26 protein-coding genes are annotated in these 26,455 nt (G+C 58.2%); 15 read left to right on the forward strand and 11 right to left on the reverse strand.

Features of this window, described 5'->3' with window-relative positions:
* Positions 1-4 precede the first annotated feature (4 nt).
* From BP758_RS03375 to BP758_RS03385, 3 genes are read left to right on the forward strand one after another with little or no spacing between them, the layout of a single operon-like run.
* Positions 5-619: a chemotaxis protein CheC gene (locus BP758_RS03375; RefSeq protein WP_292368705.1), complete on the forward strand. Its 615-nt coding sequence runs from the start codon at positions 5-7 to the stop codon at positions 617-619.
* Positions 620-633: 14 nt separating this feature from the next.
* Positions 634-1,125: a chemotaxis protein CheD gene (locus tag BP758_RS03380; protein ID WP_292368706.1), complete on the forward strand. Its 492-nt coding sequence runs from the start codon at positions 634-636 to the stop codon at positions 1,123-1,125.
* Complete coding sequence (locus tag BP758_RS03385; RefSeq protein WP_292368707.1) at positions 1,103-2,299, forward strand: two-component regulator propeller domain-containing protein; 1,197 nt, start codon at positions 1,103-1,105, stop codon at positions 2,297-2,299. Before BP758_RS03380 ends, BP758_RS03385 begins: the two co-directional genes overlap by 23 nt.
* Before the next feature lie 67 nt (positions 2,300-2,366).
* On the opposite strand, the gene BP758_RS03390 is transcribed toward BP758_RS03385, so the two are convergent.
* Positions 2,367-2,897, reverse strand: coding sequence for a DUF5804 family protein (locus tag BP758_RS03390; protein ID WP_292368709.1), 531 nt, complete (start codon positions 2,895-2,897; stop codon positions 2,367-2,369).
* 52 nt (positions 2,898-2,949) lie between these two features.
* Entirely contained in the window at positions 2,950-4,110 is a 1,161-nt protein-coding gene (locus BP758_RS03395) for a proteasome-activating nucleotidase (protein ID WP_292368711.1), read from the reverse strand.
* A gap of 38 nt (positions 4,111-4,148) precedes the next feature.
* Here BP758_RS03395 and BP758_RS03400 point away from each other — a divergent pair, with 38 nt between their 5' ends.
* Positions 4,149-4,556: a DUF126 domain-containing protein gene (locus tag BP758_RS03400; protein WP_394339192.1), complete on the forward strand. Its 408-nt coding sequence runs from the start codon at positions 4,149-4,151 to the stop codon at positions 4,554-4,556.
* Positions 4,557-5,011: 455 nt separating this feature from the next.
* On the opposite strand, the gene BP758_RS03405 is transcribed toward BP758_RS03400, so the two are convergent.
* A complete protein-coding gene (locus BP758_RS03405) occupies positions 5,012-5,494 on the reverse strand; it encodes a YkgJ family cysteine cluster protein (protein ID WP_292368713.1) in 483 nt (160 codons plus the stop codon).
* A gap of 84 nt (positions 5,495-5,578) precedes the next feature.
* On the reverse strand, positions 5,579-6,496 hold the full coding sequence (locus tag BP758_RS03410) for an ion transporter (RefSeq protein ID WP_292368715.1): 918 nt from the start codon (positions 6,494-6,496) through the stop codon (positions 5,579-5,581).
* Between the two features lie 129 nt (positions 6,497-6,625).
* Here BP758_RS03410 and BP758_RS03415 point away from each other — a divergent pair, with 129 nt between their 5' ends.
* Complete coding sequence (locus tag BP758_RS03415; RefSeq protein WP_292368717.1) at positions 6,626-7,549, forward strand: DUF475 domain-containing protein; 924 nt, start codon at positions 6,626-6,628, stop codon at positions 7,547-7,549.
* Between the two features lie 38 nt (positions 7,550-7,587).
* On the opposite strand, the gene BP758_RS03420 is transcribed toward BP758_RS03415, so the two are convergent.
* Positions 7,588-8,394 carry an epoxyqueuosine reductase gene (locus tag BP758_RS03420; RefSeq protein WP_292368719.1) on the reverse strand — a complete coding sequence of 269 codons (807 nt, stop codon included), beginning with the start codon at positions 8,392-8,394 and terminating at the stop codon, positions 7,588-7,590.
* Between the two features lie 256 nt (positions 8,395-8,650).
* Here BP758_RS03420 and BP758_RS03425 point away from each other — a divergent pair, with 256 nt between their 5' ends.
* Positions 8,651-9,547 carry a 4Fe-4S binding protein gene (locus BP758_RS03425; protein WP_292368721.1) on the forward strand — a complete coding sequence of 299 codons (897 nt, stop codon included), beginning with the start codon at positions 8,651-8,653 and terminating at the stop codon, positions 9,545-9,547.
* A gap of 127 nt (positions 9,548-9,674) precedes the next feature.
* Here BP758_RS03425 and BP758_RS03430 read toward each other — a convergent pair whose 3' ends face one another.
* On the reverse strand, positions 9,675-10,643 hold the full coding sequence (locus BP758_RS03430; protein WP_292368723.1) for an ROK family protein: 969 nt from the start codon (positions 10,641-10,643) through the stop codon (positions 9,675-9,677).
* A gap of 169 nt (positions 10,644-10,812) precedes the next feature.
* On the opposite strand from BP758_RS03430, the gene BP758_RS03435 reads away from it, so the two are divergent.
* The 7 genes from BP758_RS03435 to BP758_RS03465 all read left to right on the forward strand — a co-directional run bounded on the left by BP758_RS03435 (position 10,813) and on the right by BP758_RS03465 (position 17,358).
* On the forward strand, positions 10,813-12,051 hold the full coding sequence (locus tag BP758_RS03435; RefSeq protein WP_292369956.1) for an aldo/keto reductase: 1,239 nt from the start codon (positions 10,813-10,815) through the stop codon (positions 12,049-12,051).
* Positions 12,044-12,736, forward strand: coding sequence for an MBL fold metallo-hydrolase (locus BP758_RS03440; RefSeq protein ID WP_292368725.1), 693 nt, complete (start codon positions 12,044-12,046; stop codon positions 12,734-12,736). The genes BP758_RS03435 and BP758_RS03440 overlap by 8 nt, the downstream gene beginning before the upstream one ends.
* A 4-nt stretch (positions 12,737-12,740) precedes the next feature.
* Entirely contained in the window at positions 12,741-13,391 is a 651-nt protein-coding gene (locus tag BP758_RS03445) for a TetR/AcrR family transcriptional regulator (RefSeq protein WP_292368727.1), read from the forward strand.
* The gene (locus tag BP758_RS03450) at positions 13,388-14,116 is read left to right on the forward strand and encodes an ABC transporter ATP-binding protein (RefSeq protein ID WP_292368728.1); all 729 of its coding nucleotides are present in this window, start codon (positions 13,388-13,390) and stop codon (positions 14,114-14,116) included. The genes BP758_RS03445 and BP758_RS03450 overlap by 4 nt, the downstream gene beginning before the upstream one ends.
* Positions 14,109-15,518: a hypothetical protein gene (locus BP758_RS03455; RefSeq protein ID WP_292368730.1), complete on the forward strand. Its 1,410-nt coding sequence runs from the start codon at positions 14,109-14,111 to the stop codon at positions 15,516-15,518. Before BP758_RS03450 ends, BP758_RS03455 begins: the two co-directional genes overlap by 8 nt.
* Positions 15,519-15,556: 38 nt before the next feature.
* Positions 15,557-16,651: an AI-2E family transporter gene (locus tag BP758_RS03460; RefSeq protein ID WP_292368732.1), complete on the forward strand. Its 1,095-nt coding sequence runs from the start codon at positions 15,557-15,559 to the stop codon at positions 16,649-16,651.
* An 89-nt stretch (positions 16,652-16,740) separates the two neighbouring features.
* Positions 16,741-17,358, forward strand: a complete 618-nt coding sequence (locus tag BP758_RS03465) for a TMEM175 family protein (RefSeq protein ID WP_292368734.1) — start codon at positions 16,741-16,743, stop codon at positions 17,356-17,358.
* 73 nt (positions 17,359-17,431) lie between these two features.
* On the opposite strand, the gene BP758_RS03470 is transcribed toward BP758_RS03465, so the two are convergent.
* Together BP758_RS03470 and BP758_RS03475 are read right to left on the reverse strand one after the other, a co-directional pair.
* Positions 17,432-20,014, reverse strand: a complete 2,583-nt coding sequence (locus tag BP758_RS03470) for a calcium-translocating P-type ATPase, PMCA-type (protein WP_292368736.1) — start codon at positions 20,012-20,014, stop codon at positions 17,432-17,434.
* Positions 20,015-20,116: 102 nt separating this feature from the next.
* Positions 20,117-20,932 carry an ABC transporter ATP-binding protein gene (locus BP758_RS03475; protein WP_292368738.1) on the reverse strand — a complete coding sequence of 272 codons (816 nt, stop codon included), beginning with the start codon at positions 20,930-20,932 and terminating at the stop codon, positions 20,117-20,119.
* A 621-nt stretch (positions 20,933-21,553) separates the two neighbouring features.
* Between BP758_RS03475 and BP758_RS03480 the strand changes: the two genes are divergently transcribed.
* Positions 21,554-22,324 carry a SagB/ThcOx family dehydrogenase gene (locus tag BP758_RS03480; protein WP_292368740.1) on the forward strand — a complete coding sequence of 257 codons (771 nt, stop codon included), beginning with the start codon at positions 21,554-21,556 and terminating at the stop codon, positions 22,322-22,324.
* Positions 22,325-22,393: 69 nt separating this feature from the next.
* On the opposite strand, the gene BP758_RS03485 is transcribed toward BP758_RS03480, so the two are convergent.
* Both BP758_RS03485 and BP758_RS03490 read right to left on the reverse strand, forming a co-directional pair.
* Positions 22,394-24,133, reverse strand: coding sequence for an MBL fold metallo-hydrolase (locus BP758_RS03485; protein ID WP_292368742.1), 1,740 nt, complete (start codon positions 24,131-24,133; stop codon positions 22,394-22,396).
* Positions 24,120-24,452, reverse strand: a complete 333-nt coding sequence (locus tag BP758_RS03490) for an STAS domain-containing protein (protein ID WP_292368744.1) — start codon at positions 24,450-24,452, stop codon at positions 24,120-24,122. Before BP758_RS03490 ends, BP758_RS03485 begins: the two co-directional genes overlap by 14 nt.
* A 150-nt stretch (positions 24,453-24,602) precedes the next feature.
* On the opposite strand from BP758_RS03490, the gene BP758_RS03495 reads away from it, so the two are divergent.
* Positions 24,603-25,037 carry an ATP-binding protein gene (locus tag BP758_RS03495; RefSeq protein ID WP_292368746.1) on the forward strand — a complete coding sequence of 145 codons (435 nt, stop codon included), beginning with the start codon at positions 24,603-24,605 and terminating at the stop codon, positions 25,035-25,037.
* A gap of 18 nt (positions 25,038-25,055) precedes the next feature.
* Here BP758_RS03495 and BP758_RS03500 read toward each other — a convergent pair whose 3' ends face one another.
* Complete coding sequence (locus tag BP758_RS03500; protein ID WP_292368748.1) at positions 25,056-26,354, reverse strand: STAS domain-containing protein; 1,299 nt, start codon at positions 26,352-26,354, stop codon at positions 25,056-25,058.
* Positions 26,355-26,455: the final 101 nt, after the last annotated feature.

Below are 26,455 nucleotides of genomic sequence, written 5' to 3' on the forward strand. Positions count from 1 at the left end.
AACCATGAAATTGTCATCAGTTCAGATGGATGCAATGCAGGAACTGGGAAACATCGGGGCAGCCCATGCTGCAACGACACTCTCCCAGATGCTGTCGAGCCCTGTCGAGATGAGCGTTCCGAGGATTACCGTTGTGGATATCTCCCAGCTGGCAGACCATATGGGAGAAGAGTCTGCGGCATTCGTTGTCTTCGAATTGCAGGGAGAGATCCCCCACGGTGGATACATCATCTTTTACATCTCGAAAAAGTCCGCAGTCCACCTGACAAACACGATGCTCGGCCTGACCGACCCGGACCGGCCGCTCAACGAGATGGATGAGAGTGCCCTTATCGAGGTCGGGAATATTATGGCCTCGGCGTTTCTCGATGCGACCGCAGAGCTCCTTGGCTTTATCATGCTCCCCTCCCCCCCGGCGCTCACCATAGATATGGCACACGCAGCCATACAGACACTGGTAGCCCAGATGCAGGAGGAGATCAACGAAGTCCTGCTGTTCTCGACCGAACTGGTCTGCGAGGAGCATAAGGTAGACAGCGATATTATCATGCTGCCGGAGTCCACCACGCTTACCACGCTTATAGAACGCCTTGAGAACCTGATGAAGTCAGGCCCGTGAAACCTTTACCTGGAATGACAGATCCTGCTACTCCGAACAAGCTGCCGGTGATGATCGGAATCGGCGAGTTCCACGTGGGAACCGAGCCGATGATGGCAATAGGTCTTGGTTCCTGCATAGGCCTGACCATCTACGACAAGGACCGGCATATCGGGGCGATGGTCCATATCATGCTGCCGGACAGTTCCGGAAGATCCGATCGCCCCGGCAAATATGCGGATACGGCCATTCCCCTTCTCCTCGCAAAACTCACTGAGGCCGGCTGTCACAAGGCATCTCTTGTGGCAAAGATGGCCGGCGGGGCATGCATGTTCGAATATTTCGGCAATAACCTGAATATCGGCGAGCGGAATGCACAGCAGGTCCGGGCGATTCTTGCCGCGAACCACCTGCGACTCGCAGCAGAGGAAGTGGGCGGAAAAGCCGGCCGGACCGTGTCGTTTTTCCCGGGGGAAAGCGGGAAGGTCACGGTAAGGAGCGCTGATGGCGCTGCACACGAGATATAATCCCGTCTTTTGTTTTCTTATCTGTATCTGCCTGATCCTGCCGGCAGGTGCCGCCAGTACCACCGGGAGCGGCATCTTCCTTTTCCGTCCCGAAGCGGGCTCGGTGCATTCCACTCAGATCACGGATTTTACCCGGGGTCCCGATGGCGAAGTCACTATCGCGACTGCGTACGGCCTCTCCACCTATACCGGAACCTGGAGTACACGGCATGTCACCCGCGACAACTTTTCTGCCGGCCTCATGGACGATTTTGTAACCGCTGTGGAATATGACGCCGATGGCAATCTCTGGATTGGGTACAGCAGCGGGCTCCAGGTATTCAACGGGCAGTACTATTACGTGATCCGGGACCAGGAACTCCTGAAGAGTACCCAGATCCGGGCCCTCCAGCGCTGGGACGACGAGATGTGGGTGGCTACCGGAAATGCCGGGATTCACCGGTACTGGAGTGGCACGTGGACATGGTATCCGCCCGCCTCCCCGGCGGGATCGGGATTTTACGAGGCGGACAGTCTGGCGCTTGACAGCGCAGCCAATACCCTGCTTGTCGCAACCGCAAAGGAAGGCGCATGGGCGGGGACAAGAGCCGCGAATTACACGGTTACGTTCCGGCAGATCGCAGATAAGGACGGGCCGTTTGGGAAATTATCCCACGTGCGTCAGGATCCGCTCGGCGGCGCCTATTTTTTTAACGAGACCGATGTTGCCCATTACGATCCAAAATCCGGGTTCACACCGGTTGTCAGCAGTTCGGATCTCGGGAGAAGCGCCGGGTCAGTCAACGATGTTGCCGGCGGATCCGACGGGGCACTGTATATTGCAACGGATGACGGGATCTATGTCTGGAAAGACCGGCAGGTAGCGGAGGTACTTGACCGGTTCAGGGGCTTTGGAACCACCAACAGTGTCCGCACGGTCTTTACCGATGCCGACAACCGGCTCTGGTTTGCAACACCGGATGAAGTCGGGTATTATACGGGGACTGCATCACAGAGACCGGCTATCGCCATTAATACCGTAACCCCGACCACCCCTCCGACAGAGATTCCCCGGACAACCGTGAGTTTGCCGGTCCAGACCCCGGTACCAACGACTACGCCGGAGGCTTCGCCCTTTGACGGGATAGTACGGTTCTTTTCCGGATTCTTACCCTTCCTGTCGCCGGGAAAATAAGCGGTCGTGAGGGGAGAGGAATATGCCTCTTCAGGGAAGTACAAAAAAACCTGATTTGCAAAGGTAATTATTCTGTATCCGGATCGGGCAACGTGGTTTTTTTGCTCTCTTCACCGGTATTTCCACCGGCCTCTTCAAGAGGAATCGGTTCCCCGAGGTCTTCCACCTCGTCCTCCGTACACCAGACCTCGATCGTGGTGTCGGTTCCCCGCAGGTCTTCTGCATAGTCCTGCGTACCGGATCCCGGTGCCATGACCAGCTGGACCCGAATCCTTCCGGAAGAAAACCCATAGAGCCGGCGGAATGCCCACGGGTTTTCCGGGAGTACCGTCCTTTCGTAATAGATATCCTGTGCAAGGGTAAGCGTGCAGAAGATCCCGTGGCTGACCCGGAAAAGGGGTTCCCGGACATAACGACGGATATACCAGCGCAGCTCTGATGCGAGCGCGAGGGCGCTCCCGAGCGTGGAGACCGAGATATACACCCCGCAGGGGATCTTTTTCGGATGGTAAAAGCGCAGGGCGAGCCGGCTGGTCTCCGATGAAAAAAGGGTGTGGTGGAGATCGATGCCCTCCCGCTGGATCAAGAGTATATTCATCCGGGCGCTCCGTTATTTTTGGTGCCGGCAGCCACGGTATGCCTAAAAACCATCAGGTATACATGCGGGTGTCGGGCTGTGCGTCGTTTTTGACCTTGTGGACCGCATCGTTGAAATCAACCATTTCAGCGGACGGGGCCTCACGGCGCACCGCCATCATCCCGGCCTCCCGGCACACTGCCTGGAGTTCGGCGCCGGTCGATCCTTCGGTCATCGAAGCGATGGCCTCAAGGTTCACGTTTGTCAGGTGCATCTTCTTTGAATGGATCTTTAAGATCTCAAGCCGGGCATTCCGGTCGGGCAGCGGGATCTGGATCAGGCGGTCGAACCGGCCGGGCCGGAGAAGGGCGGGATCAAGCATATCCACGCGGTTCGTGGCGGCCATGATCCGGATATCTCCCCGGTTGTCGAAGCCATCCATCTCGGCCAGGAGCTGCATAAGGGTGCGCTGGACCTCGGCGCTGCCGCTTGTTCCGTCATTTGTCCGCATGCTGCCGACCGCATCGATCTCATCGATAAAGACGATCGCCGGGGCACGTTCCCGGGCAAGCTCGAAGAGCTCGCGGACAAGGCCGGCTCCTTCACCAATGAACTTGTGGACAAGCTCGCTTCCCGACATACGGATGAAGGTCGCTTTTGCCTCGTGGGCAACGGCCTTTGCAATCAGCGTCTTTCCCGTTCCCGGCGAACCGTAGAGCAGGATCCCCTTGGGGGGCTCCACACCGATACGCTTGAAGATCTCGGGTTTCGTGAGCGGGTATTCCACTGCTTCCCGCACTTCCTTGATCTCGTCGGTGAGCCCGCCGATCTGCGCATAGGTGATCTCAGGGGACTCTTCGAGTTCCATTACCCGGACCCGGGAATCGTACACGTTCCCGATCACTTTCACAATCGAAAGGGCGTTGTTGACCGCCACCTTGGTGCCGGCCTTTAACAGCGGCCGGATCTCATCGGATGCATGGGTCAGGTATTCCTGGTTGTTCCCCTGCTGGCGGAGATAGATCTCATTATTTTCAAGGATATCGATAACGACCGCGACAAAGAGCGGCATGCGCTTGAGCTGGTTGTTCTCCCGTTTCAGCTGCGCATTTTCCTTCTGGAGATCTTCGGCCCTGACCTTCTGTTCGAGAAGCGCTGCCTCGAGCTCGTTTAACTGTATCTGGTATTTGAGCTCGCTTGAGGGCGCGGCATTGTCAACCGAGGTCTCTTCCATATTACTCTTATATCTGCATCTTCAACCATTTATGTGGTGTGATTTTGATAGTCCGCGGACGCAGCATCTCACGGGGGAAAGGGACGGGTCGCCTGATGGTGAGCCAGGCGCCGATCTCGTTTTTATCCGGGGTCGATCCCGAGACCGGGATTGTCGTGGAGAAGGGCCACCCGCTCGAAGGCAGGTCGATTGCCGGAACCGTACTCGTCTTTCCCTTTGGCAAGGGTTCGACCGTTGGCTCGTACGTGATCTATGCCCTGGCAAAGAACGGTCATGCCCCGGCAGCGATCGTAAATGCCGAGGCTGAAGCCATCATCGCGACCGGCGCGATCATTGCTAACATCCCCATGATCGACCGGCCGGAGGTCCCCATCGACAGCCTGATTGACGGCATGGTGGCGACGGTTGACGGGGATAACGGGGTCCTCGAATATACACAAGGGTAAACAGGAGGATTTCCCTCTTTTTTTGCATTACGTTCCCTGCCGGTTTCCCTCTGACAGGATAAGACCCCCACAACCATGAGGGGCGTCATAAAACAATGAGGTGGCAATTACCGGCCGCTGATAAATGGGTTCAGGGTGCGGAACAAGGGGATGGGGGGTACCCCCTGCCCCCCCACCCATTTTTTTCAGGGAGGGGGTCACCCCCTCCCCTCATGTTCCCGGACGGGCAGGGTCGCAACACTCACGGGAATTCTGCCAGTACACCGGTTCACGACGGTAATTTCACGCGAACCCCGGGTTTTGGCCGTACAAAAAGTACTGTTTTTCCGGGCACATGGTGGAGGGGGGTGACCCCTACCCCCCGCCCGCTTTTTTCTCATGGTGGGGATCACCCCCCCTCCAGGTTGCCGGGCAGGTGGGGGGTCCCCCGTCTCCGGTATCCCGCGGTCCGGCACTCACTTCCGGACCGTGTACCCGTGTCCGGTCAGCACCCGGATAACCAGCTCGTCCCACCGTGCATCGTCCGGTTCCTTTACCGGATCAATGCACTTTTCAAAGATCGTTGTCACGAACGGGTCTTCCGAGCAGAGATACCGCGCAAACATGATCCGGCCGGCACGCCGTCCGTTCCGGTTCACGATCAGCATCCGCCAGCATCCATAATCGCGGCAGATATCCGGCCGGGTGAGGTGGACCGTGCAGAACGCTTTTTCCGAGCCCGGCTGGTGCCGGAAGAAGGGGCAGGCTTCGGGGAGCTTCGCAAAGATGCTCTTGTCATCATAGAGTGCGTGCTTGTCCGGGTCAACGGTCACAAGATCGGACTCGTTTGTGTACCGGTTGAAGACCACGAACTCGTAATTGCCATGGTCTTTTGCAATACTGTGGACAAGCCCGAGATGGCTGCAACACTCCCCGCACTGTTCGCAGTCAAAAGCCAACCGGTTACCCTCCCGTAAAAAGGGATGTACGTTCCTATCGGATAAGTGTGCCTCCTGGAACCGGACAGCGGGGGTAAGGGCGACTCAGGATCCCGGCGGGGAATTTTGTTCCTGCTGGCCCGGGGAAGTATCCGGAGGCGGCGTATCGGGATCCAGCTTGTTCCCCGCGGCATCGTGGCGTTTCCCGCAGTACGGGCAGACGTACTCCATCTTCTGCCGCCGTTCGTTGATCACATCGATAAACCCGGAAGCAAAGATACCGGTCGGCAGCGCGAAAACCCCGATTCCGATAATAAGAACAATCCCGCCAAAGAACTGCCCGAGCGGGGTTATGGGATACACGTCGCCGTACCCCACCGTAGCAAGAGTCACGATCCCCCACCACATTGCATGCGGGATGTCCGGGAACTTATCCGGCTGGGCCTCGTGCTCGACTGTGTACATCAGGCTTGACGAGAAGACCAGTACGATAAGCAGGATAAAGAGCGCAAGGAGGATCTCCTCTTTTTTGTTGACGATCACCCGCTGGAAGGTCTTTGCCGCTTCCGAATACCTCCCGATCTTGAGGATCCGCACCAGGCGCATGAGCCGGAGGGCCCGCAGCATCCGGAGATCGACCGGGATGAACATCGGCAGGTAAAACGGCAGGATGGCAAGCAGGTCGATGATGGACATGGGGGTGAGCGCGAACCGGGCGCGGCCGGTCACCACGGATGAAAATTTCGGGTTGAGCGTGCAGGTCCAGAGACGGAGAATGTATTCAATAGTAAAGATCAGCACAGAGACGACATCGATCGTTACAAAGACCGGGTTATAGAGTGCCGCAAGACCTGCTACGGATTCGAGGATTACTACCGAGATGTTGAGGACAATGAGCACGCTCATGAAGATGTTGAAGCGCGGAGCCCATACGCTGGGGTGCGGACTCTCTTCGATGATATCGAAGACCCGGCGCCGAACCGATTCAACTCTGGCAGAAAAAGAGGCGTGTTCTTCCGGCAAACAGGGTCATCCCCGGAGCTCTATGCAGTAACCATCCGGTGGGCATTTCATCCTTTTATAAATTTTTAGCCGGGTAAAAACACAGGCTCACAGGTTTTATACCGGTACACGACAAATGAATCATGATTCATGGATATCCTTTCGATCATTCTCATCATTGCCGGCCTCTGCCTGTTCGAGACGATTACAAGCATCGATAATGCCATTATCAATGCGGAAGTCCTCTCAACGATGTCAGAGAAGGCCCGCCGCTGGTTTTTGATCTGGGGGCTGCTCTTTGCGGTCTTTATCATCCGGGGCGTACTCCCCTGGCTGATTGTCTGGATGTCCACGCCGTCCCTCGGGCCGGTGGGTGCACTTACCGCCACCTTCTCCAGCGATCCTGCCGTAGTTGCGGCAATCGAACAGTCCGCCCCCATCCTCCTGATCGGCGGCGGCACGTTCCTAGTCTTCCTCTTCTTCCACTGGCTTTTCCTGGAAGACAAGAACTTCGGCCTGCGGGGAGAGCGGTTCTTTGCAGCAAAGGGGGTCTGGTTCTTTGCCATTGTGTCCATCCTCCTTGCCGGGATTGTCTGGCTGGCACTCGGCAAAAACCCGATGATGGCGTTTGGTGCGGTGATAGGATCCACGGCATTCTTTATCGTCCACGGGTTCCGGCAGAATGCGGAGGAGCAGGAACGCAGGATGGTCTCGGGAGACCTCTCCGATATCAGCAAGATATTCTATCTCGAGATCATCGATGCAACGTTCTCAATCGACGGGGTGCTCGGGGCATTCGCATTCACGATGGCGGTTCCGCTCATCATTATCGGGAACGGGATCGGGGCACTTATCGTTCGGGAGATCACGGTCAGGAACGTGGACTCGATCAAGAAATACCGGTACCTCAAGAACGGGGCAATGTATTCGATCTTCTGTCTGGGCATCATCATGATCCTCGACAGTTTCGGCTTTGAGATTCCCAGTTTCATATCGCCGATCATCACGTTCGGCGTGGTCGGTTATTTCCTGTATATGTCCATCAGGGCCATGCCAAAAGGGGAGCCTGCTTAATCCTTCAGGGCAGGCTTTTCCCGGGTTTTAAAGAGATTTCACTTCGATCCGTAGGAGCGTACGTGGTCCCGGACGCGCCGGTACGGCGCCGATGCCGGGCTCTTATCGTCATACATCTTCATATCCTCCCGTCCGTACTGCCCGCGGTCTTTTCCCACGGGACAGACCTTGATGCAGCACCCGCAGGGTGAGAGGGAGCGGTTGAAGAGTTCTTCGGACCGGATGGCGCAGGCAGTTTTGTCGGTAAGTCCCTGAGGATAATTTTCTTCGCGGACCGCGTGGACCGGGCAGATCCTGGCGCAGCGCAGGCACCGGATACAGAGAGGGTCTTCGAGAACCGGATCCGCCGGAAGCTCTGCGGAGGTCAGGACCGATGTGAACCGTACGCGTGGACCGTACTCCGGGGTAAGGAGCATGTTATTGACGCCGAAATTCCCAAGGCCGGCACAGTACGCCGCATGACGGTGGGAGAAGAACGCAGCCGGTCTCTCCTTTAGGATACCTATCGATCCATAGCCGTCGCGGGGGATCGAAACCGAAGGATATCCTTTTTCGGTAAGGAAGGTGGCAAGACGGTACCCGCAGGAATCGAGTTCGGTATTGATCGTCCGGTAGAGTTCGTGGTACCAGATGGAAGGAGCAGTGTCGATAACCGGGAGACTGACGGGAAAGCCGATCACGATCACGGTCTTTGTTTCAGGAAAAATACGATCCGGCCGGAACGCTTCGGGAACCCAGGGTTCAAACGGCGGATTGTTCCAGCGGTCCGCTGCGGCAAATCCCACGAGCGGGATGTCCATGCCGCTGCATTTCCTGATAACCTGCCGCCGCAGGATCGTGCTCATGGATCAACGATTGCATCATGGAGGATAAGAGAGTTTGTTTATGGGACGCTTTTTTGTCTCCGCCGCCGCTCTCAGGGAGAATGCCGGTGCCGGAAATACCCGATTTACAAAAAAGTCCCTGAGATCCGTGGTATCGAACTGTCACAGCCCCGGTGATGGATCCCGGTATGAATGTCAGATATGCCGGAGATATGCGATTATTCAGGAACTGCGCTGACCCGAACTTTAATACAGGGCATTCTCACCAGTACTGGTAATGCAGTACCCATTTGGCATTCACATGAAAGGCGGGGTGATCACCGAGCGTAACCCCGATCTCGTTACCGTCCGGGTCCGGGCTCCCGCCGGGGCACTGACTGCCGAACAGCTGCGGGGCATTGCGAGGATCGCAAAGAGGTACGGTGCCGGTACGGTACACTGTTCCACCCGCCAGACGATCGAGATCCCGCATGTCGACCCGGCGCGGCTTAAACGGATGGCAGTCCAGCTCGAAAAGAACGGGACACCGGTCGGGTCTGAAAAGGACGAGGTCGTCAATATCATCTCCTGCCCCGGTACCGAACGCTGCAAGTTTGCCAATATCGAGACTATCCCGCTTGCAAAAAAGATCGATGCAAGCCTTTTCGGGAAGGCGATGCCGGTCAAGATGCGTATCGCGATCTCCGGCTGCCCGAACGCCTGCACGAGCCCGATGTTAAACGAGATCGGGATTATTGGGAGGATCCGCCCGATCCGAACGCCCGGCCTCTGTACGGGATGCGGGTCCTGTGTCTATTACTGTAAGGAAGAAGCCATAAAGATCCGGAACGGGATCTCCGAATTGAACGACGAGACCTGTATCCAGTGCGGGATGTGTGTCAAGTCCTGTTCGTTTAACCTGCTCAAATCGCTTCATACCCATTACCTCATAACGGTTGGCGGGCGGCGGGGACGCCATCCGAAGGTGGGCAGGGAACTTTTGACGGTGGAGACCGAGGAGCAGGTACTCTTTGCGGTGAACCGGATCATCGACTGGGTGTACCGCAGGGCATGGAGCGGGAGACTGCTCTCCGAGCAGCTCGATGAACTGGAGTTCAGCGCCTTCCGTGAAGAGATGTTAAAAAGCGTCCCGAAGGCTCTGGCAGCGGGGCATGGAAAGAGTGCCAAACCATAATTGCTGATGTTCATCCGGCAGATAATCTGCCCGCTCTTTTTTAGGATACAGCCGGTAACGCGGACTTTTCTAGAAACATTCCCGCGTACAAGGTAAAACCCGGCACCCTGCGAACCTCTCCTCTTTCTCATTCCACCGACCCGTACCGGGTCTCATATCCCCTTGCAATAACTGCCGCGCCAAGGAGGGGGGCCTTCCCGGCAAGGGGACTTGTCACGATCCTTGGTTCCGGCAGGTACCGGTCCATGAACTCCAGGATTGGCGGGATGATGAGATCGGGGTTCCTGAGGGCCACAGAGCCGTCAAGGACAATGGTGTCCGGGTCGTAGGCCACGATGATGTCCGAGATGCCCCGGGCATTGATTCGCCCGAGCTCGCGGACAAACGGGTGGGAAACGGGATCGCGCTCCTTTCGTATTCCTGCAAAGATCTCCTCCGCAGAGTTCACCGGTGCACCGCCAGCCCCGTTCTTCTCCTGCCATGCCCGGTAGAACCGGGGCAGGAACCGGCCTGAGGCATACCCTTCCCAGTGGCCCCGGCCCCCGCACCCGCAGACCAGATCGTATTTTTCGTCTACGAATACATGTCCGATCTCGCCGGCATTCCCGTCACGGCCAAGGATCACCGTTCCTTTCGAGAGGATCCCGGCGCCGATGCCGGTCGAGAGCGTTACGTACACGAAGTTGTCGGAGTTCTTCCCTTCGCCAAAGTATGCCTCGCCCAGGAGCCCGGTGCAGCAGTCATTTGCAAGGTACACCGGAAGACCAAACGCTTCAGACAGCGGGCCGGCAAGAGGGACAACATCCAGCGGGATATTGGGGGGCCGGACAATTGAGGTGCGGGTTCTGTCAACCGGTCCCGCAGCCCCGATGCCGATGCCTGTGATCCGCGACAGGCCGCGATCCGGTCCGAGCGCCCGGATCTCCCGGATGATCTGATCGGTGATGACCCGTGCATCGGGTATTTCTGCCGGGAGCCGGGTGGACCGGGTTTTAAAAATCTGACCGCGGATGTCGACAAGGCCGACCCGCAGGTTGGTGGCCCCGAGATCTACTGCAATGGCAAAATCCCCTGTATCGCCCGTCCCGGAAGTCATGGTATTTTCCTGCTATACCGGCGACGTGCCGGCACGTGTCTGTCTCCCGGAAATGATAGTCCTGTAAGGATGTTAAAATGATGCGTGGACGACCGCCCGGGCGCAGGTGCTAAATACCAAAACATGCACACGTACTGACTGACCAGTCAATTTATGAAAAGGTGATATGATGCTGTACCGTACCGTCCCAAAGACCGGCGATAAACTCTCCATCCTCGGCTTCGGCTGCATGCGCTTCCCGTCAAAATCCGGCCGGGTTGACGAGGAACGGGCCATCCGCCAGATCCGGCTTGCCATTGATTCCGGGGTAAACTACCTCGACACGGCCCCGGCATACCATTTCGGCAAAAGCGAGCAGATCTTAGGAAAGGCCCTCCGCGACGGCTACCGGGAGAAAGTGAGGATCGCGACAAAACTCCCCCACTGGGAGGTGCGCGACGCTTCCGACATGGACCGGATCCTCACCCGGCAGCTGGCAACGCTCGGGACCGACCGCATCGACTACTACCTGCTCCACAGCATGACCGGCGAGAGCTGGAAGAAGATGCGGGACCTTGGAGTGCTCGCGTTCCTTGACCGGGCAAAAAAGGATGGCCGGATCATACATGCCGGCTTCTCGTTCCACGGGAAGTTGCCGGATTTCAAGGAGATCGTGGACGCGTACGACTGGCAGTTCTGCCAGATCCAGTACAATTTCCTCGACGAGAATAACCAGGCCGGGACCGAGGGGCTCCGGTACGCAGCGGAAAAAAACCTTGCCGTGATGGTGATGGAACCCCTGAGGGGAGGCAACCTTGCCGGGCCGGTGCCGGATGAAATTAAAAAGATCTGGGACGAGGCCCCGGAGAAACGGTCGCCGGCAGAATGGGGCCTGCGCTGGGTCTGGGACCATCCGGAAGTCACGGTCGTCCTCTCGGGAATGAACGACGAGGCCAATATCGATGAGAACATCCGTGCGGCAGATTCCGCTCTCCCCGGATCGCTCTCCCCGGACGACCGTGCCCGGATCGACCGGGTCAGGGATACCTACAAACGGCTTATGAAGGTCGGATGCACGGGCTGCGGCTACTGCATGCCCTGTCCCTTTGGTGTCGATATCCCCGGCTGTTTTGCGCTCTACAATGCCCGCCACCTCTTCCCGAAGGACCGGAGCACGAAGTTCCATTATTTCGGGCGGCACGGGGGCCTGATCGGCGATGTCTCGTATGCCGGGCTCTGCCGGCAGTGCGGGAAGTGCGCAAAGGCCTGCCCCCAGCACCTGCCGATCCCGCAGCTCTTAAAGGACGTGAAGTCGGAGATGGAGGGAGGGATGACGGTCATCGTCCCGGTACTCAAAGGGGGACTCTGGTGCATGAACCGGGTGGCAAAGGTCCGGGCGTTCTTTTTGGGGGGGAAGACCCGTGACTGAACCAGTCCCGCCGGACCGCGCGCTCGTCCGCCCGATCAAACTCGGCCATGCAAACGCCTTTCTTATCCGGGGAAAGCGCCCGGTCCTTGTCGATACCGGCCTCCCCGGGAATACCCCGGCGATCCTTGCAGTCTTAAAAGAAGAGGGGTACAGCCCGTGGGATCTCGGCCTCATCATCATCACCCATGCCCATATCGATCATTTCGGGAACGCAGGCGCCCTTGCCGGGGCAACGGGAGCCCCGGTGCTTGTCCATTCCCTGGAGGCAGAAGCCCTTTCCCGCGGCGAGAGCCTCCCGGCGGTGCCGGCATCGTTTACCGGGAAGGTCATGCGGTTTATGATAGGGAAACATGCCCCGCGGCCGGAGCTTGGGATAAAAGCCGTGATCCGGCTCGATGCCCCGTACCGGCTCGATGCATTCGGGATCGACGGGGAGATCCTCCCGACCCCGGGCCACACGAAAGGATCGCTCTCGGTGATGCTCGGGACAGGCGAGGCGATAGTCGGCGATCTCGTGATGGGGATGGTATTGGCCCACAAGGCGACCCTTCCCCACTTTGCCGAAGACAGTGAAGATGTGAAAAAGAGCATCAGGACGGTCATGGAAAAAAAGCCCGCGATCGTCTACACCGGCCATGGCGGGCCGGTCTCCTGCCAGGACCTTGAAGCGCTTATTCCGGGGTGACCGGATGGATCGTGCAGCAGACAAGCGGGAAGCAATCTTAAAAACCGCCCTCCGGCTCTTTACCGAACGGGGCTTTTACGGTACGCCGACATCCTTGATCTCGCGGGAGGCGGGTGTTGCAACCGGCACGCTCTTTTTTTACTTTGCCACAAAAGAGGAACTTATCGATACCCTGTACCGGCAGGTCAAGGCAGCGGCGGCAGCGGCATTAAAAAACGGGGTTGACCGCGAACCGGACGTGGAGATGAAAATCAAAAGGGTCGGGGCAAATGCCCTCGACTGGGCAATCTCGCACCCGGACGAGTTCCGGTTCATGGAGCAGTTCGCCCACTCGCCTTTTGTCTCCACGACAGCGCACGAAGAGGGGATGTCGCACTTTGCCTTCCTTGCCGAACTCATGGACGAAGGGATCCGCACCGGTGCCCTGCGCGAATGCGATACCTGGCTGCTCTGCTCGGTGCTCGCCTCATCGTTCACGGGCCTTGCGGCGCGGATCATGGCCGCGACCGGTGAAAAAGAACGAGAGATCCTGACAGAACAGGGACTGTGCTTTATCTGGAACGGGATTGCGGCTCAACCGGGCGGTACAGGGAAACGGACAACAAAGGAACACACAGGAAAACAGGAAAAACGATCAACAGGGAGCAGGAAATGACGGGATATGTGATCGAGGCACGTGGCCTCACAAAAAAATACGGCGACCTTGTCGCGGTAAACCATGCCGATCTTGCGGTGGAAAAGGGGGCACTCTTTGGGCTTTTAGGCCCGAATGGTTCCGGAAAATCGACGATGATTAAGATGCTCACCGGCCAGATCCGGCCGACTGAAGGGTCGGCAACCGTGCTCGGGATCGATGTGCAGAAAGATCCCGTCGGGGTCCGCGAAAGGGTGGGTATCATCCCCGAGCAGGAGACCCCGCCAAGTTTCCTCTCGGCCACCGAGTACCTCCGGTTCGTGGGCGCGATCCGGAAGATCCCGGATATCGAAAAAAAAGCGGAATGGTGGTTTGACTACCTTGATTTCGCGGACAAAAAGGACGTGCTCTGCAAGGATCTTTCCCGGGGGACCCGGCAGAAGCTGATGTTTGCACAGGCATTCATCCACCAGCCGGAACTCGCGCTCATCGACGAACCGCTCATCAACTTCGACCCCATCATGCAGCATGTGGTAAAGGATTTCCTCAAAGAGTATGCAGCAAAGGGCAACACGATCTTCATCTCCACCCACATCCTCGAAGTTGCCGAGGAGATCTGTTCCGGCTTTGTGATCCTGCACAAGGGGAACGTCCTGCATACCGGCACCGTTGCGGATCTCAGGGCACAGAACCGGCACCTTGACGAGTTCTTCCTCTCGCTCGTGCAGAAGGGCGGCCATGTTTGATCTCTTTACTGCCATGGTAAAGGAGGAGTGGCGGATCCACTCTACCATGTTCGGGAGCCTTGCCTTTGCGCTCTTCCCCATCCTCATCTTCTGGATCGCGTTCATGGGATCGTTTATGCTACCCCTCATGCGCCGGGCCCTCCCCTCCGGCGAACTCTCGCTCGTCCTCCATGCAAACTACCTGATGCTCGGCTTCATGGTGGGCGCCTTTGGCCTGCTGGGAAATGAGGCTATGAACCGGCGTTTCGGGCAGGCAAGCCTCCTTGCCTATGCAGCACGGAGCCTGCCCTTATCGGAACGCTTCATCTTTGCAAACTTCGTCATAAAGGACACCCTGTATTACTTCGTTCTCTGGGTGCTGCCCCTCGCGCTCGGATTCCTGCTGGCCTCGCCCTTTATCGGCATCCCGATCACGCTTCCCCTGCTCCTTGCCCTCACCCTCTCGCTCTCGTTTTTGTCCGGGCTCTGCGCGGTCTTTTTTCTCTCCTCGCTCTATGCCCGTTCCAGACCGGCACTCGCGGCGGTCCTTCTCATCCTTGCGGCAGCCTTCGGGGCACTTGACGTAATTACCCGGCAGAACCCGGCGGTCTTCTTCCCGCCGCTCAATCTTTTCCTTTCGTTCTCGTGGACCGGCCTTGTCCTTACCCTTGGCGCCATTCTTGTCCTCTTTATTGTCTCGATCCTGCTGTTTGACCCGGATACGACCACCGGTGCAGAAAAGCGCCACGAAAACCTCCTCACTCCCGTGATGGCAAAACTCTCCATCTTCCCGCAACCGCCCCTGGCGGCAAAGGACCTCATCGACATGTACCGGAGCGGGGGCATGGTGGGCCAGACCCTCTTCTCGTTTGTGATCCCGTTGATTGTGATCTGGTTCTTCCTCTCGCTTCTCTCGGGATACCTTCCGGCAAACGGGGTGCTTCTGGAATTTGCGCTTGTTGCGGGCATCATTGCCTCGACCATGTACACGTGGATCACGATGTTCGACTCGTTTGGCACTTATGCCTGCCTCCCGGTGAGCGTTAGTACCGTTATAAAAAGCAAGATTGCCACGTTTTGTGTGCTCCAGGTCATCCCCGCGGTCTTTGTGGCAGCAGTTGCCGTGCTTTCGGGACAGGCGCTCTATGCCCTCCCGGCGGTTGTCCTCTGCCTCTCGGTCTCGTTCTACAGCCTCGGGATCACCATCTGGCTGACCGGCCTCTCGCCGAGCGTGCTCGTGTACAATGTGAAAGTGATGGTCACCTACCTCATCCTGACAGGAACGGCGATGATCATCCTCTCGGCCGTGGTCTTTGGCGCACCGTTTGCCTCGTTTGCCGCCGTGATCCTTCTCATCCCGGCAGCATTTTTTGCCCGGCTCGGCATGAAGAGATGGGATGCCCGGGAACAGCCCGGGTTCTAACCTCCTTTTTTATCAGAGCGCCAAACGGCAAGGTTTGTATGATACGGCAACAAAATACCCGTATCATGTCCTTTGCCCCGAGCCTGTCCCGGACAGAGCGCACGCTGATCTTCGTTGGGCTTGCAATCCTTGTCATCTTCGGGATCAAAGAAGGTGCCTCGATTGTCAGCATCGTCCTTGTCTCCCTGATCCTGGCGCTCCTCCTCTACCCGGCAACCCGGTGGCTGCGCGAGCGGGGCATTCCCAATGCCGGGGCGGTCGGGATCGTTACCATTGTCGCGTGTCTGGTGGTCCTGCTCGGCCTTGTTCTTGTCCTTAAGTCTTTTGACGTGATCGTGACCGACCTGCCCCAGTACCAGGCTGAGCTTACCGAACGGCTGGCCGGGCTGACTGCCTTTTTTGGCGCCCACGGGATCGATCTCACGCAGATGACCGCCCAGGTACCCAGCCTCGTAACGGTAGTCCCCCAGATATTCTCTTCCCTGCTCAATGTGGGAACCGCGCTCATGAACGTTTTTTTCATCGCGGTCACGACCATCTTCATGCTGCTCGAAGCTCCTGCTTTTATCGGCCGGGTAGAAACCCTGCTCAAAGACCAGCCGGAAAAACTCCGCCAGCTCTCGCGGATGAGCGGGTACATTATCGATTTCATTGTCGTGCGCACGGAGACCAATATGGTCCACGGGGTGCTTTTCGGCGGGTCGCTCGCGCTCATGGGCGTCCATGGCGCAATCCTCTGGGGCACCCTGACCTTCCTGTTAGGCTACATCCCCTACATCGGCCTTATCATCGCAGCGATCCCGGCACTCATCTTTGCCTGGATCCAGTTCGGCATGTGGGGCGTCGTGGCAGTCATAGCCGTTGTCTGCATCCTCAATTTGATCGTGGAAAACCCGGTCTTTTCCTGGCTTGCGGCCAGAAAGTTCGAGATCCCGGCGCTTATCGTGATCCTGTCGGTGATCTTCTGGGGCTGGCTCTTGGGCCTTGCCGGGATGCTCTTTTGTGTCCCGTTCACGCTGATGGTCTGCATCCTCTTCCACTTTTCCGACGAGCTCCACTGGGTAAACACGCTCTTTGGCGTAGGGCATCTCTTCGAAGAGAAGGCTACAGACCCGCCCGGGCCGGATCGTTAATCCTGAAACGGTCCTGCCTTTTTTTGGTCCCGCAATAATTTATCTGCTGTCCTGACAGAGGAGTTAAAAAGTACTCTGGAGCCCCGGATATGGAACCGATCAGCAAGGTCAACCTCGAACGTCTGACAAACGGCATCTATGCGTTCACGATGACCCTGATGATCCGGAATATCCAGAACCCGGCTGCCGGCACCCTTGGCGATCCTGCGGCACTCAACTCCTATCTCCTGACAACCGTTTTTGCGGTCATCGACTTTGTCGGGGCATTTTTGATCCTCGGGATGTTCTGGCTTTTTTACTTCCAGATCTTCCACCGGATGAAATCGGTCGATTCCCGGTTCATCTATATCCACCTGCTCTCCCTGATGGTGGTGGTATTCGTGCCCTTCACGCAGGGTCTTGCAAACGATATCGAGAGCGGCCCGGTATCCGATGTCCTCTTCCAGATAAACTACTTCATCCTCGCCTGCCTGCTCTCCCTTGCCTGGTACTATACAACGAGCCGGCCCGCGCTGCTCGTGCCGGAGCTGACCCGGGACGAGTCGGCATTCCTTGCAAAGAAATTCCTTGTCCCGCTCGGGGTTGCCGTTACCGGGATAATCCTTGCCGCAATCGGATGGGGCTATATCGATCTCCTCTACTTTGCCCCCCTCATTATTATCGGGCTCTTTTTTCGAAATCCCCCGGATGAGACCCCGGTTTCCTGATGTTTCAGGATTCAGGATATGCGGCAAACGGCAAAACGCCGCGAAATGAAGGGCGATAAAAAAAAAGTTGTGTTCAGACAGATACGGGGATCTTTTTCCGGTGCAGGTAGCCCCGGTATGCCAGCCGGAGCACGAACCCGATGAGAAGGACCGGGACAAACGTTGCCGCAGCAATCAAAAGCCATGTTTCGGGGGCAAGCGGTACGGTTCCAAAGACCGCCCCGCCGAACTGGATGATGACAATCTGGATGAACACAATCCCACCCATCACAAAGAAGAACGTCGGGTTGCCCGTAAAGAAGGCCGGCATCTTCCCGTCCATTGCCCGGCAGTTGAAGCCGTTTGCAACCGCGGCAAAGATAAAGGCGGCAAAGAAGACGGTGCCGATCTCCGCTTCGGTGGTGCCGCCGAGGAACCCGGTCCCGAGCTGGAGAAGACCGCCGAGGATGATAAAGACGCCGAGCACGCCAATCGAGAGCCACATGAACGGGGTGATGATCGGGGCATCGCGGGGAACCGGCTGTCGGGTAAGCAGGCCCTTGTGCGGCGCTTCCGAGCAGAGCGCAAATGCGGCGAGCGTGTCCATGATAATATTGATCCAGAGGATCTCGATGATGGTAAAAGGCTCGGGATAGCCGAGGAGCGGCGCGAGGAAGACGAGAATACAGGCGCAGACATTGATGGTGAGCTGGAAGAGGAGGAACCGCTGGATGTTCTCGTAAAGCGACCTGCCCCACCAGACTGCGCTCGTGATCGAGGCGAACGAATCGTCGAGAAGGATGATATCGCTGGCCTCCCGCGCAACCTCGGTGCCGGCTATTCCCATGGCAAGGCCCACATCGGCGTTTTTGAGCGCCGGCGCATCGTTCGTGCCGTCGCCGGTCACGGCAACGACCGCACCGGTCTTCTGGAGGGCCTGTACGAGCAGGAGCTTGTCGAGCGGTTCTGCCCGGGCCATCACGTCGAGATCCTGTGCCGCGTTCACCTGATCTTCCGGGGAAAGCGCCCGGAACTCCTTCCCGGTCACGACCGTTCCCCCGGCAAGGATTCCTGCTTCCTGCGCAATCGCGCGGGCGGTCTCGGGCTTGTCCCCGGTGACCATCCGCACCCGGATCCCGGCGCTCTGGCAGCGCGCTACCGATTCGTGGATATTTTCCCGCAGCGGGTCACGGATGCCCACGTACCCGTCCCAGGTAAGGGAGGTCTCGCTCTCGTCCCCACCCGTGATCTCCCGGTGGGCAAAGGCAAGGGTACGCATGGCCCGGGCAGCATATGCATCCACCCCGGCAAGGTCGGGGGGTACCGTGCAGAGGCCGGCAAGGATCTCGGGTGCGCCTTTGACCAGCAAAAACTTCCTGCCGCCCGTCTCCACCACCGTCGACATCCTCTTCCGCTTACCGTCGAACAGGAACTGTTTTGCGGCCGGGAACGCAGCACGGATCTCCCGGTACCCGATGGCATGATCCGCAAGCCAGCGCAGGAGCGCGCCTTCCGTGGAGTTGCCGATCACGAGGATCTTCCCGTCCCGGGTATTCTCCAGGTGGGCGGTGCTGTTTGCCGCGGCATTGAGCGCGATCCATTCCTGCGGGGTTGCCGGGAGCGTGCCGGCAGGGTGCGGGGCATCGACAGATGCCTCGGCAACGGTCATCTGGTTTTTGGTGAGCGTCCCGGTCTTGTCGGTACAGATCGTGGTTGCCGACCCGATTGTTTCGCAGGCGATCAGGCGACGGACAAGGCAGTTTGCCCGGGTCATCTTGCGCATGGCAAGGGAGAGCGAGAGGGCAACGCTCATCGGGAGCCCTTCGGGAACGGCGGCGACCACGATCACGACCGCGAGCATGAAGTAGTCGAGCAGGTGGTGGGCGGTTGCAAGGGTAAGGCCGGTGAGATCGCCAAGGATGAACCCCCGGAGCACGAGCGTGCCGCAGATGAGGGCTGCCATCACGTACCCGAACTTCGAGATGATGCCGGCAAGCTTTTCGAGTTTTTCCTCTAACGGTGTCTTTGTCGCATGGTCGATCCCGAGCGTTGCGGCAATGAGCCCCATCTCGGCCCGGTCGCCCACCGCCCCGACAGCCATCTGCGCTTTTCCCGCCGTTACAAAACTGCCCTTGAGGACCTTTTTCCCGGCGCTTTTTGCAGCGGGCTCGCTCTCCCCGGTAAATGCGGACTCGTCGCAGTAGAGACTGTCTGCGGAAACCAGCCAGCCGTCGGCCGGCACCGCATCGCCGGCTTCGAGGAGGACGAGATCGCCGACCACGAGATCCTTTGCCTGCACGGCTGCCGGGTTTTTGTCGCGGACTACCTTAATGGCCATCTCGTCGCGATGGGCATTGAGGACATCGAACTCGCGGCTGCTCCGGTATTCGTTGTAGAACGAGATGCCGGTGGCAAGGAGGATCGCAACAATGATCCCTACGGTATCCAGAAGACCGCTCCCTTCGAGCAGCGAGACGATAGCGGAGATTGCAACGGCGAAGATAAGGATCCTGATGATGGGGTCGTTGAAATTTTCCAGGTACTGTTTCCAGGCAGGTTCCCGGGGCGGGGGCGTCATGACGTTAACGCCGTATTTTTCCCTGCTCTGCTCTACCTGAAGGGAGGAAAGCCCCGATTCTCCCCCGGAAAATTCACGGATCTCTTCGCGCGACAGCATGGTTTGGGTCTCTTTATGGCAGGGCCGGAAGTCCTGCCTGGTGCGAAAGAAGGTATTGGCGTTTGGGGAGTATTAATCTCCGCTCAACACGGAGGTGCGGGCCTAATAGCCCGTGGCGTAGTACCAGCCGTTCTCGCTGACTACGTGGATTGGGACGGAGAAGAGGCGCCCGATGGCGGCATCGGTAAGCATCTCCTCTTTTGGCCCGTCCCCGCAGATCCGCCCGTTTTTGACCATTACGACCCGGGCGATCTCCGGGATGATGTCGTGGAGGTTGTGCGTGACGAGGATAATAGAGGTGCCGGACTGTGCAATTTTCCTCAGGATCTCGCGGAACGCATGGAGGGCTTCGAGGTCGAGGCTGTTCGTGGGTTCGTCGAGGATAAGCGTTGCGGGAGAAAAGACGAGCGCCCGCCCGATCAAAAACCGCCGCGCCTCCCCCGAGGACATGGCGTTCAACGGGCGGTCAGCCAGCCGTTCGACTGAGAGAAAATGCATGATCTCGTCCGTTTTCTTCTCCATCTCCGGGGTCACGACATGGTTGAAGAGGCCGATGCTCGAAAAGAACCCGGAGAGGATCACTTCGCGGCCGGTGATCGTCCGGGTGAAGGTGTACTGGAGGTCGTTTGATACGATCCCGATGGTCGATTTGAGGGAGAAGACGTCCCATGTCTCCTCCCCGTGGACCTTGAACGTTACCGGTTGGTCAGAGACAACCGGGTAGTATTCCCGGGTGATGGCTTTTATAAGGGACGATTTCCCGGCACCGTTTGGCCCGAGGATGGCGATGTTCTCCCCTTCTTTTATGGCAAGGGAAACATTGTCGAGGACCCGGTTCTCTCCCTTGATGACGGTAACGTTTGCAAATTCGATGAGGCAGGGTGCGGACTTGTTATTTGGGGCGGCGCGAACTGGCATGGAGGTCACACAGGGTACTGGTGGTTTACACTGTTTTTTCTGCCGGCAGATATCAGTTCCTGAAAAACCGACCGGTTCACCTGCCGGGCAGGTACGGGAAACGGAGAGATCGCGGGGCAGAACAATTAAAAAAAACGCCCGCCCCTACCCTTCATCATGACCGGTCACCCTTACCATTAAAAAAAACAGTCGCCCCCCTCCCCCCTGCCATCCACACCGCAGAAAAAAAGATCGGACCGATCATTTTCAAAAATGGCCAGGGCGGGCTGTTACATTCCAGTTCCGCAACATGTGTTTCCACTGGAGGTCCAGACGAGAGGTGTGGTCGCCCCGACCGTACTCGATCCATGGTCGGACCGACCGATCGTATACAGTGGTCGGGGCGACCATGGATCCACGCGGATTTGAGATCACCCCCACCCCCCCCTACCGGGTACTCAACAGAAAAACCGGCCGGACCGATCGCTCTCCATGATCGGTCGCCCCGGCCCCATTGTTCAAGCGGGCGGAGGACCCGGATTAAAAAAAGTCGAGGCTTACCCGCAAGACAGGGCCGATCCCGAGAGAAGGCTCCTGTGGCACGATCCATAAGGATATTGTGCCGGGAACCTATCGTCTCTTATGACTGATATCGTCCCGATCCCGGGAGGTGCCGGCCGGGAGTTCATGGAACGGACAAAGTACCGGTATCTTGGCCGGTCCGACCAGGAAAACGGACTGCCCCAGCCGCCCCTCGAACTCCCCGCGGACCCGGCCCTGCCGGTCATCGACCTCGTTCCCCCGGAAAAGATTCGCGTCCCGCCGCTCGATCTCCGGACTGCGATCGAGCGCCGCCACAGTGTCCGGTCGTACGAACGGGAGACCCTCTCGCTTGAAGAATTATCGTATCTGCTCTGGTGCACGCAGGGAGTAACGCATGTCCACGGGACGCAGGCGACATTCCGGACCGTTCCCTCGGCCGGGGCGCGGCATGCCTTCGAGACATACGTGCTCGCCAATGACGTTGAGGGTCTCGAACCCGGTCTCTACCGCTACCTCGCCCTTTCCCACCGGCTCTCCCGGGGAAAGGCAGATCCGGCACTCCATGCCGCTGTTTCCCATGCCTGCTTCGACCAGACCTTTGTCATGCGGTGCAATGCCGTATTTCTCTGGACTGCGGTCCCGTACCGGATGACATGGCGGTACGGCGAGCGCGGGTACCGCGACCTGCACCTCGATGCCGGCCATGTCTGCCAGAACCTGTACCTTGCCGCGGAAGCGGTTGGCTGCGGGGTATGCGCCATTGCCGCGTTCGATGACGATGCCATGGCAGGAATCCTCGGGATTGACGGGACAAACCAGTTCCTGATCTACCTTGCAACGGTCGGGAAGTGCGGGGAGGACCGTACCTGAAACCGGGGGTTTAGGTCCAGGAAAAGGGAATCTGTGGCCGCTCCGGCTCAACAACGGATATGGCGCAGGTCAGAGCGCGATCGTATACGAACGTCCGCCGGGAACACCTTCTGCCTCCAGGTGCCCGCCCGAGCGCTCGCAGAGCCGGGTAAAGAAACCCCTGACGTTTTTTGCATCCCTGGCACCCGCCATCCTTCCGGTACCGGCGATCTTCAGCACGGTACGGGCAGTCCCGTCCCCCAAAACCGAGACCGCAATCGTTTCCGCACCGGTGCCCACCAGGTCCTCGAAGAGATAGATCAGGAGGTCGGAGAAGAGGTCGCGGTCGATACGTGCCCGGGGATCGCCCGTACCGCGTTCGAAGGACACCCTGACGTCGTCGAAGAGCGGGCGGGTGCCCAGTCGCGCCACGAGCAGCCGGCAGAATGCCTCGGCATCGTCGGTCGAGGCAAGGATGTCGTCATCGGAACAGGACGGGCCGGTAAGGCCGATGATAACCGATTCGATAAGCGGGCACAGTTCGCAGGTCTCACGGTCCTGCGGGGGCGTAAACCCCCGGAGCATCGACGAGTACGACGAGAGCAGCCGTTCTGCCCGGCGCACCAGGGAGATATCGACGATCTTTGCGAGCTCGTCCTTCATAAACGACCGTTCGAGTTTCCCTATCACCTGCCCGGCCTTGAGCGCCAGGTGGATCGAGACATAGTCCTGTGCATGGTGGGCATCGGCAAAATCCTGGAAACTCGCGAGGAGGTTGTCGAGTTCCTTTGCATCGATCAGTGTGCCGGCCTGTGCGGCCAGGTCTGTCTCGCCCAGCTCGTCCATGACATGCGCAACATAGTAGAGCCGGCCTGCAAGGATGGTAAAAAGCTCGTTTATCTCTTCCATGCAGTCCTCGGCGAACCGTGCCGTCTCCTCCGCCCGCTCACGGTTGAGTTCGGCAATACCGGTCAGGGCCCGTGCATCGGTAAGGACGCCTTCGAGCATGGTGCATGCCTGTGCGGAGGAGATGATCCTGCCGTGGCCCGGGCAGACCATATCCACCTCCCCGCTTTGTAAGATCCCAAGCATCCGATCGAGCGATCCGATCAGCGCATCCTGGTCCCAGCCGTGCAGCCCGGCAACGCCGGGGTTTGCGGCAAAGAGGAGGTCGCCGATAAAGAGTACCTTCCCGATCCGGATACAGGTGCTGTCCGGGCTGTGGCCGGGCGTATGGTACAGCTCCACCCGTGTCCCCCGGGGGAGAGCGAGCACCTCGCGTTTCAGGATTAGCCCGGACTGTCGGGGGACATCCTCGCGGGAGAGGGTGGCCGTGACCCCGCAGGGAAGCACAAACTCCCGCGGGGATTTCCCCTCCGTATTTTCCCCCTCTGCAAAGAGACGGATACCGACAGGCAGCGGTGTAAAGTCCCGGCCAAGGACTTCTGCCTGAGTCAGTGCAGTATCATGCGTCCCGATGGCCCGTGCCCCGATCTCCTGTACTGCGAGGATCACGCGACCGGTATCGAGGAACAGGGGATGTTCCTGCAGCGCGGTGAAGTGATCGACATGGGCGTGGGTCAGGAGCACGACGAGGGGAAGATCGCCCGCTGCGAGACAGGGGGCGATCTCTGCGATAAGAAGTTCTGCCTGCGAAGCGAGTCCGCCGGGATCGATAAGGAGCAGGCAGTCCGGCGTCCGTATCAGGTAAGCGTTGGAAGAGATCACATCGGCCTTGCGGATCTCGGGAAAGATTGAGAACCCCGGCAGATCCGGGAACGGCTGCCAGGTCCGGGACGACAGCAGCCCGCTGCCGTTACCAGCCGGCAAGTGCCTCCTCGGGGGAAGCATAGATGGAAAAGATCGAGGTGAATCCTGCCAGTTTCATGACTTTCTGCACCTCGGGGGAAAGCCGGCAGAGCGCATACCTGTCGCCATCGTTACGCAGTTTCTTCGCGGTTGCAAGAAGGACCCGGAGGCCGCCGCTGGAGATATAGGATACCCCTTCGAAATCGAGGAGCAGTTTACGGTTGCCTTTTTCAATAAGGCCGTTGATGGCGGACTCTAAGTCCCCCGCCGTTACGGTATCGACACGTCCGCAAACGGCGAGCACCGAGGCCACGCCCTGTGCAGTTATGGTAATCTCCATTTCCTGTCCTCTAAACGACTAAAATTATGGTATTAGATTCGTTAAAGTATCGTACACAACCCGTGATAATCTTTCTCCTATTGGAAGATACTGACTTGTTTATGTACGAGGGAATGCAAACCATAGCTGATAGCATTCCGGTGGAAAACCATGACTGTGCCGCCTGATATCGTCATCCCCTCTCACCTCGAGGAGATCCCGAGAATTTCCGCGGAACTGGAGCAGTGTATGCAATCCATGGGGTTCTCCGACGACCAGATCCTCGACCTCCAGCTGGCAGTAGAAGAAGCGATCACCAACGTGATCAAGCACGGGTATGAGGAAACCCCGGGCACTATTACCATTCGGTGCACACGGGGTGACGACGAGATCGCGATCGAGATCAGCGACAGTGCCCCGGCATTCGACCCGCTCAGTGTCCCCGAACCCGATACCTCGGCGGATATCGACCAGCGCGGGATTGGCGGGCTGGGTATCTTTTTGATCCGACGGGTAACCGACAGCGCAACCTACCGGTACGAACAGGGGAAAAATATCCTCACCCTGACGAAAAAGAAGTCTTTGCAGGGAAGGGTACCCGGATAATCCCTGATAAAAAAAGAATTATTGTTCCTTTACGATATCCTGGATATAGGCAACGCCGATCTTTGCCCGTTTGAGCCGGGTGCTGTCGAGAAGGTGGCGCATATCGACAAACGTCCCCTCGCTCACGATTTTTTTGACCTGGGAATTGAGGTCAAGGGTCGGGTTATAGGGGATACCCCGGAAGACCACGCCGTGGTTATGGAGCGCTATTGCCTTTTTGGACTCGCCGTTTGCCGAACAGATATCGGCAATACGTTCGGCAGGGTAGCCGGACGCCGCCTTTGCGAGATCGATCCCGAAGCCGAAGCTGACAAGGGTGTCTCCCTTGTAGGACATGCCGGTATCCGATGCCATCCAGATCCCGGCCTGGGCCGGGTCCATGATGGACGCCCCGTCGGGGAGGCCGGATCCGGCAACCGGTGCTTTCTTGATCCCGGAACTTGCAAGCCCCGAGAGCACACCCCAGATCGCCACGGCAACGATCCCCTTGTAACTCCTGACCCGTTCCGATGCACCGGAGAGGATCATGCGGTAGATATCCGCGACCGACACGCCCTCCGGCTTCTGTGTGTCGAGCGTGAGGTATTCGTTAAAGGGGCCGTCCAACGTCACGTTGAATCCCGTATAGACCGGTACATCTGCATCGGCATCGAGCGGGGTCATAAAGTCCGGCGTATTGTTTCCGTCGGTGGGAAGCCAGACCATCGAACCGTACAGGGTGATCATCTCGCCAAGGAGCGAGCCCGCTTCGTTCTTGTCGGCGCCGAGCGCCCCAAGGCCGAGCGAGTACGTGATCTCGGAGAACTTCCGGGTCTTGATATCGTCGTTTGTGAGCCGGGCATGGAGGAGTTTGTTTAAGTCCCCGGTAACGCGGAGGACCGGGGGTGCGGTCATCCAGCCGGGTTCGATGGTCAGGGAGACGCCCTCGGCTTCGATCTTCTTATAGAAGATCTCGTTAAAGAGCGTGGGATCTTTTCGTTTCTTCTTGATATCCTCTATTGCGGCATCGGTGGTGGGAAAGATCTCGAAGATCGTGGAGAACCCGGCCATGTCGAGTACTTTTTTCGGGTACTCTCCCACAGCGGAAAGGACAAACCGGCCGTTCCGCCGCTTTGTCTCTTTTTTGAGGATATTGAAGGTCCGGAGCCCCCCGCTGGAGAGGTAGGTGGATCCCGAAAGGTCGAGCACCAGATCCTTATCGTCATCGTGCAGCGCTCCCTTGATCCACTCGTCAAGCTGCTGTGCCCCGAATGCATCCAGCCGGCCGTTGATGAAAAAGACCAGCACCCCGTCTCTCCTCTCGCTCTTTGCTTCCATGATACCGGGCTCCTTTATTACCGGATAATGTGTTTACGGCAGGAGTTTTTAATGTTGGCATATGCTGGCGGAGACAAGATCTCGTTTTGCCACCGTTCACC

The sequence above is a fragment of the Methanoregula sp. UBA64 genome, from assembly GCF_002502735.1.
GTDB lineage: Archaea > Halobacteriota > Methanomicrobia > Methanomicrobiales > Methanospirillaceae > Methanoregula.

Bases quoted from the DNA above. Each gene is read 5' to 3' on its own strand.
- BP758_RS03375 (WP_292368705.1), top strand. From the start codon at position 5: ATGAAATTGTCATCAGTTCAGATGGATGCAATGCAGGAACTGGGAAAC.
- BP758_RS03380 (WP_292368706.1), top strand. From the start codon at position 634: ATGACAGATCCTGCTACTCCGAACAAGCTGCCGGTGATGATCGGAATC.
- BP758_RS03385 (WP_292368707.1), top strand. From the start codon at position 1,103: ATGGCGCTGCACACGAGATATAATCCCGTCTTTTGTTTTCTTATCTGT.
- BP758_RS03390 (WP_292368709.1), bottom strand. From the start codon at position 2,897: ATGAATATACTCTTGATCCAGCGGGAGGGCATCGATCTCCACCACACC.
- BP758_RS03395 (WP_292368711.1), bottom strand. From the start codon at position 4,110: ATGGAAGAGACCTCGGTTGACAATGCCGCGCCCTCAAGCGAGCTCAAA.
- BP758_RS03415 (WP_292368717.1), top strand. From the start codon at position 6,626: ATGGATATCCTTTCGATCATTCTCATCATTGCCGGCCTCTGCCTGTTC.
- BP758_RS03420 (WP_292368719.1), bottom strand. From the start codon at position 8,394: ATGAGCACGATCCTGCGGCGGCAGGTTATCAGGAAATGCAGCGGCATG.
- BP758_RS03425 (WP_292368721.1), top strand. From the start codon at position 8,651: ATGCAGTACCCATTTGGCATTCACATGAAAGGCGGGGTGATCACCGAG.
- BP758_RS03430 (WP_292368723.1), bottom strand. From the start codon at position 10,643: ATGACTTCCGGGACGGGCGATACAGGGGATTTTGCCATTGCAGTAGAT.
- BP758_RS03435 (WP_292369956.1), top strand. From the start codon at position 10,813: ATGCTGTACCGTACCGTCCCAAAGACCGGCGATAAACTCTCCATCCTC.
- BP758_RS03445 (WP_292368727.1), top strand. From the start codon at position 12,741: ATGGATCGTGCAGCAGACAAGCGGGAAGCAATCTTAAAAACCGCCCTC.
- BP758_RS03450 (WP_292368728.1), top strand. From the start codon at position 13,388: ATGACGGGATATGTGATCGAGGCACGTGGCCTCACAAAAAAATACGGC.
- BP758_RS03455 (WP_292368730.1), top strand. From the start codon at position 14,109: ATGTTTGATCTCTTTACTGCCATGGTAAAGGAGGAGTGGCGGATCCAC.
- BP758_RS03460 (WP_292368732.1), top strand. From the start codon at position 15,557: ATGATACGGCAACAAAATACCCGTATCATGTCCTTTGCCCCGAGCCTG.
- BP758_RS03465 (WP_292368734.1), top strand. From the start codon at position 16,741: ATGGAACCGATCAGCAAGGTCAACCTCGAACGTCTGACAAACGGCATC.
- BP758_RS03470 (WP_292368736.1), bottom strand. From the start codon at position 20,014: ATGCTGTCGCGCGAAGAGATCCGTGAATTTTCCGGGGGAGAATCGGGG.
- BP758_RS03475 (WP_292368738.1), bottom strand. From the start codon at position 20,932: ATGCCAGTTCGCGCCGCCCCAAATAACAAGTCCGCACCCTGCCTCATC.
- BP758_RS03480 (WP_292368740.1), top strand. From the start codon at position 21,554: ATGACTGATATCGTCCCGATCCCGGGAGGTGCCGGCCGGGAGTTCATG.
- BP758_RS03490 (WP_292368744.1), bottom strand. From the start codon at position 24,452: ATGGAGATTACCATAACTGCACAGGGCGTGGCCTCGGTGCTCGCCGTT.
- BP758_RS03495 (WP_292368746.1), top strand. From the start codon at position 24,603: ATGACTGTGCCGCCTGATATCGTCATCCCCTCTCACCTCGAGGAGATC.
- BP758_RS03500 (WP_292368748.1), bottom strand. From the start codon at position 26,354: ATGGAAGCAAAGAGCGAGAGGAGAGACGGGGTGCTGGTCTTTTTCATC.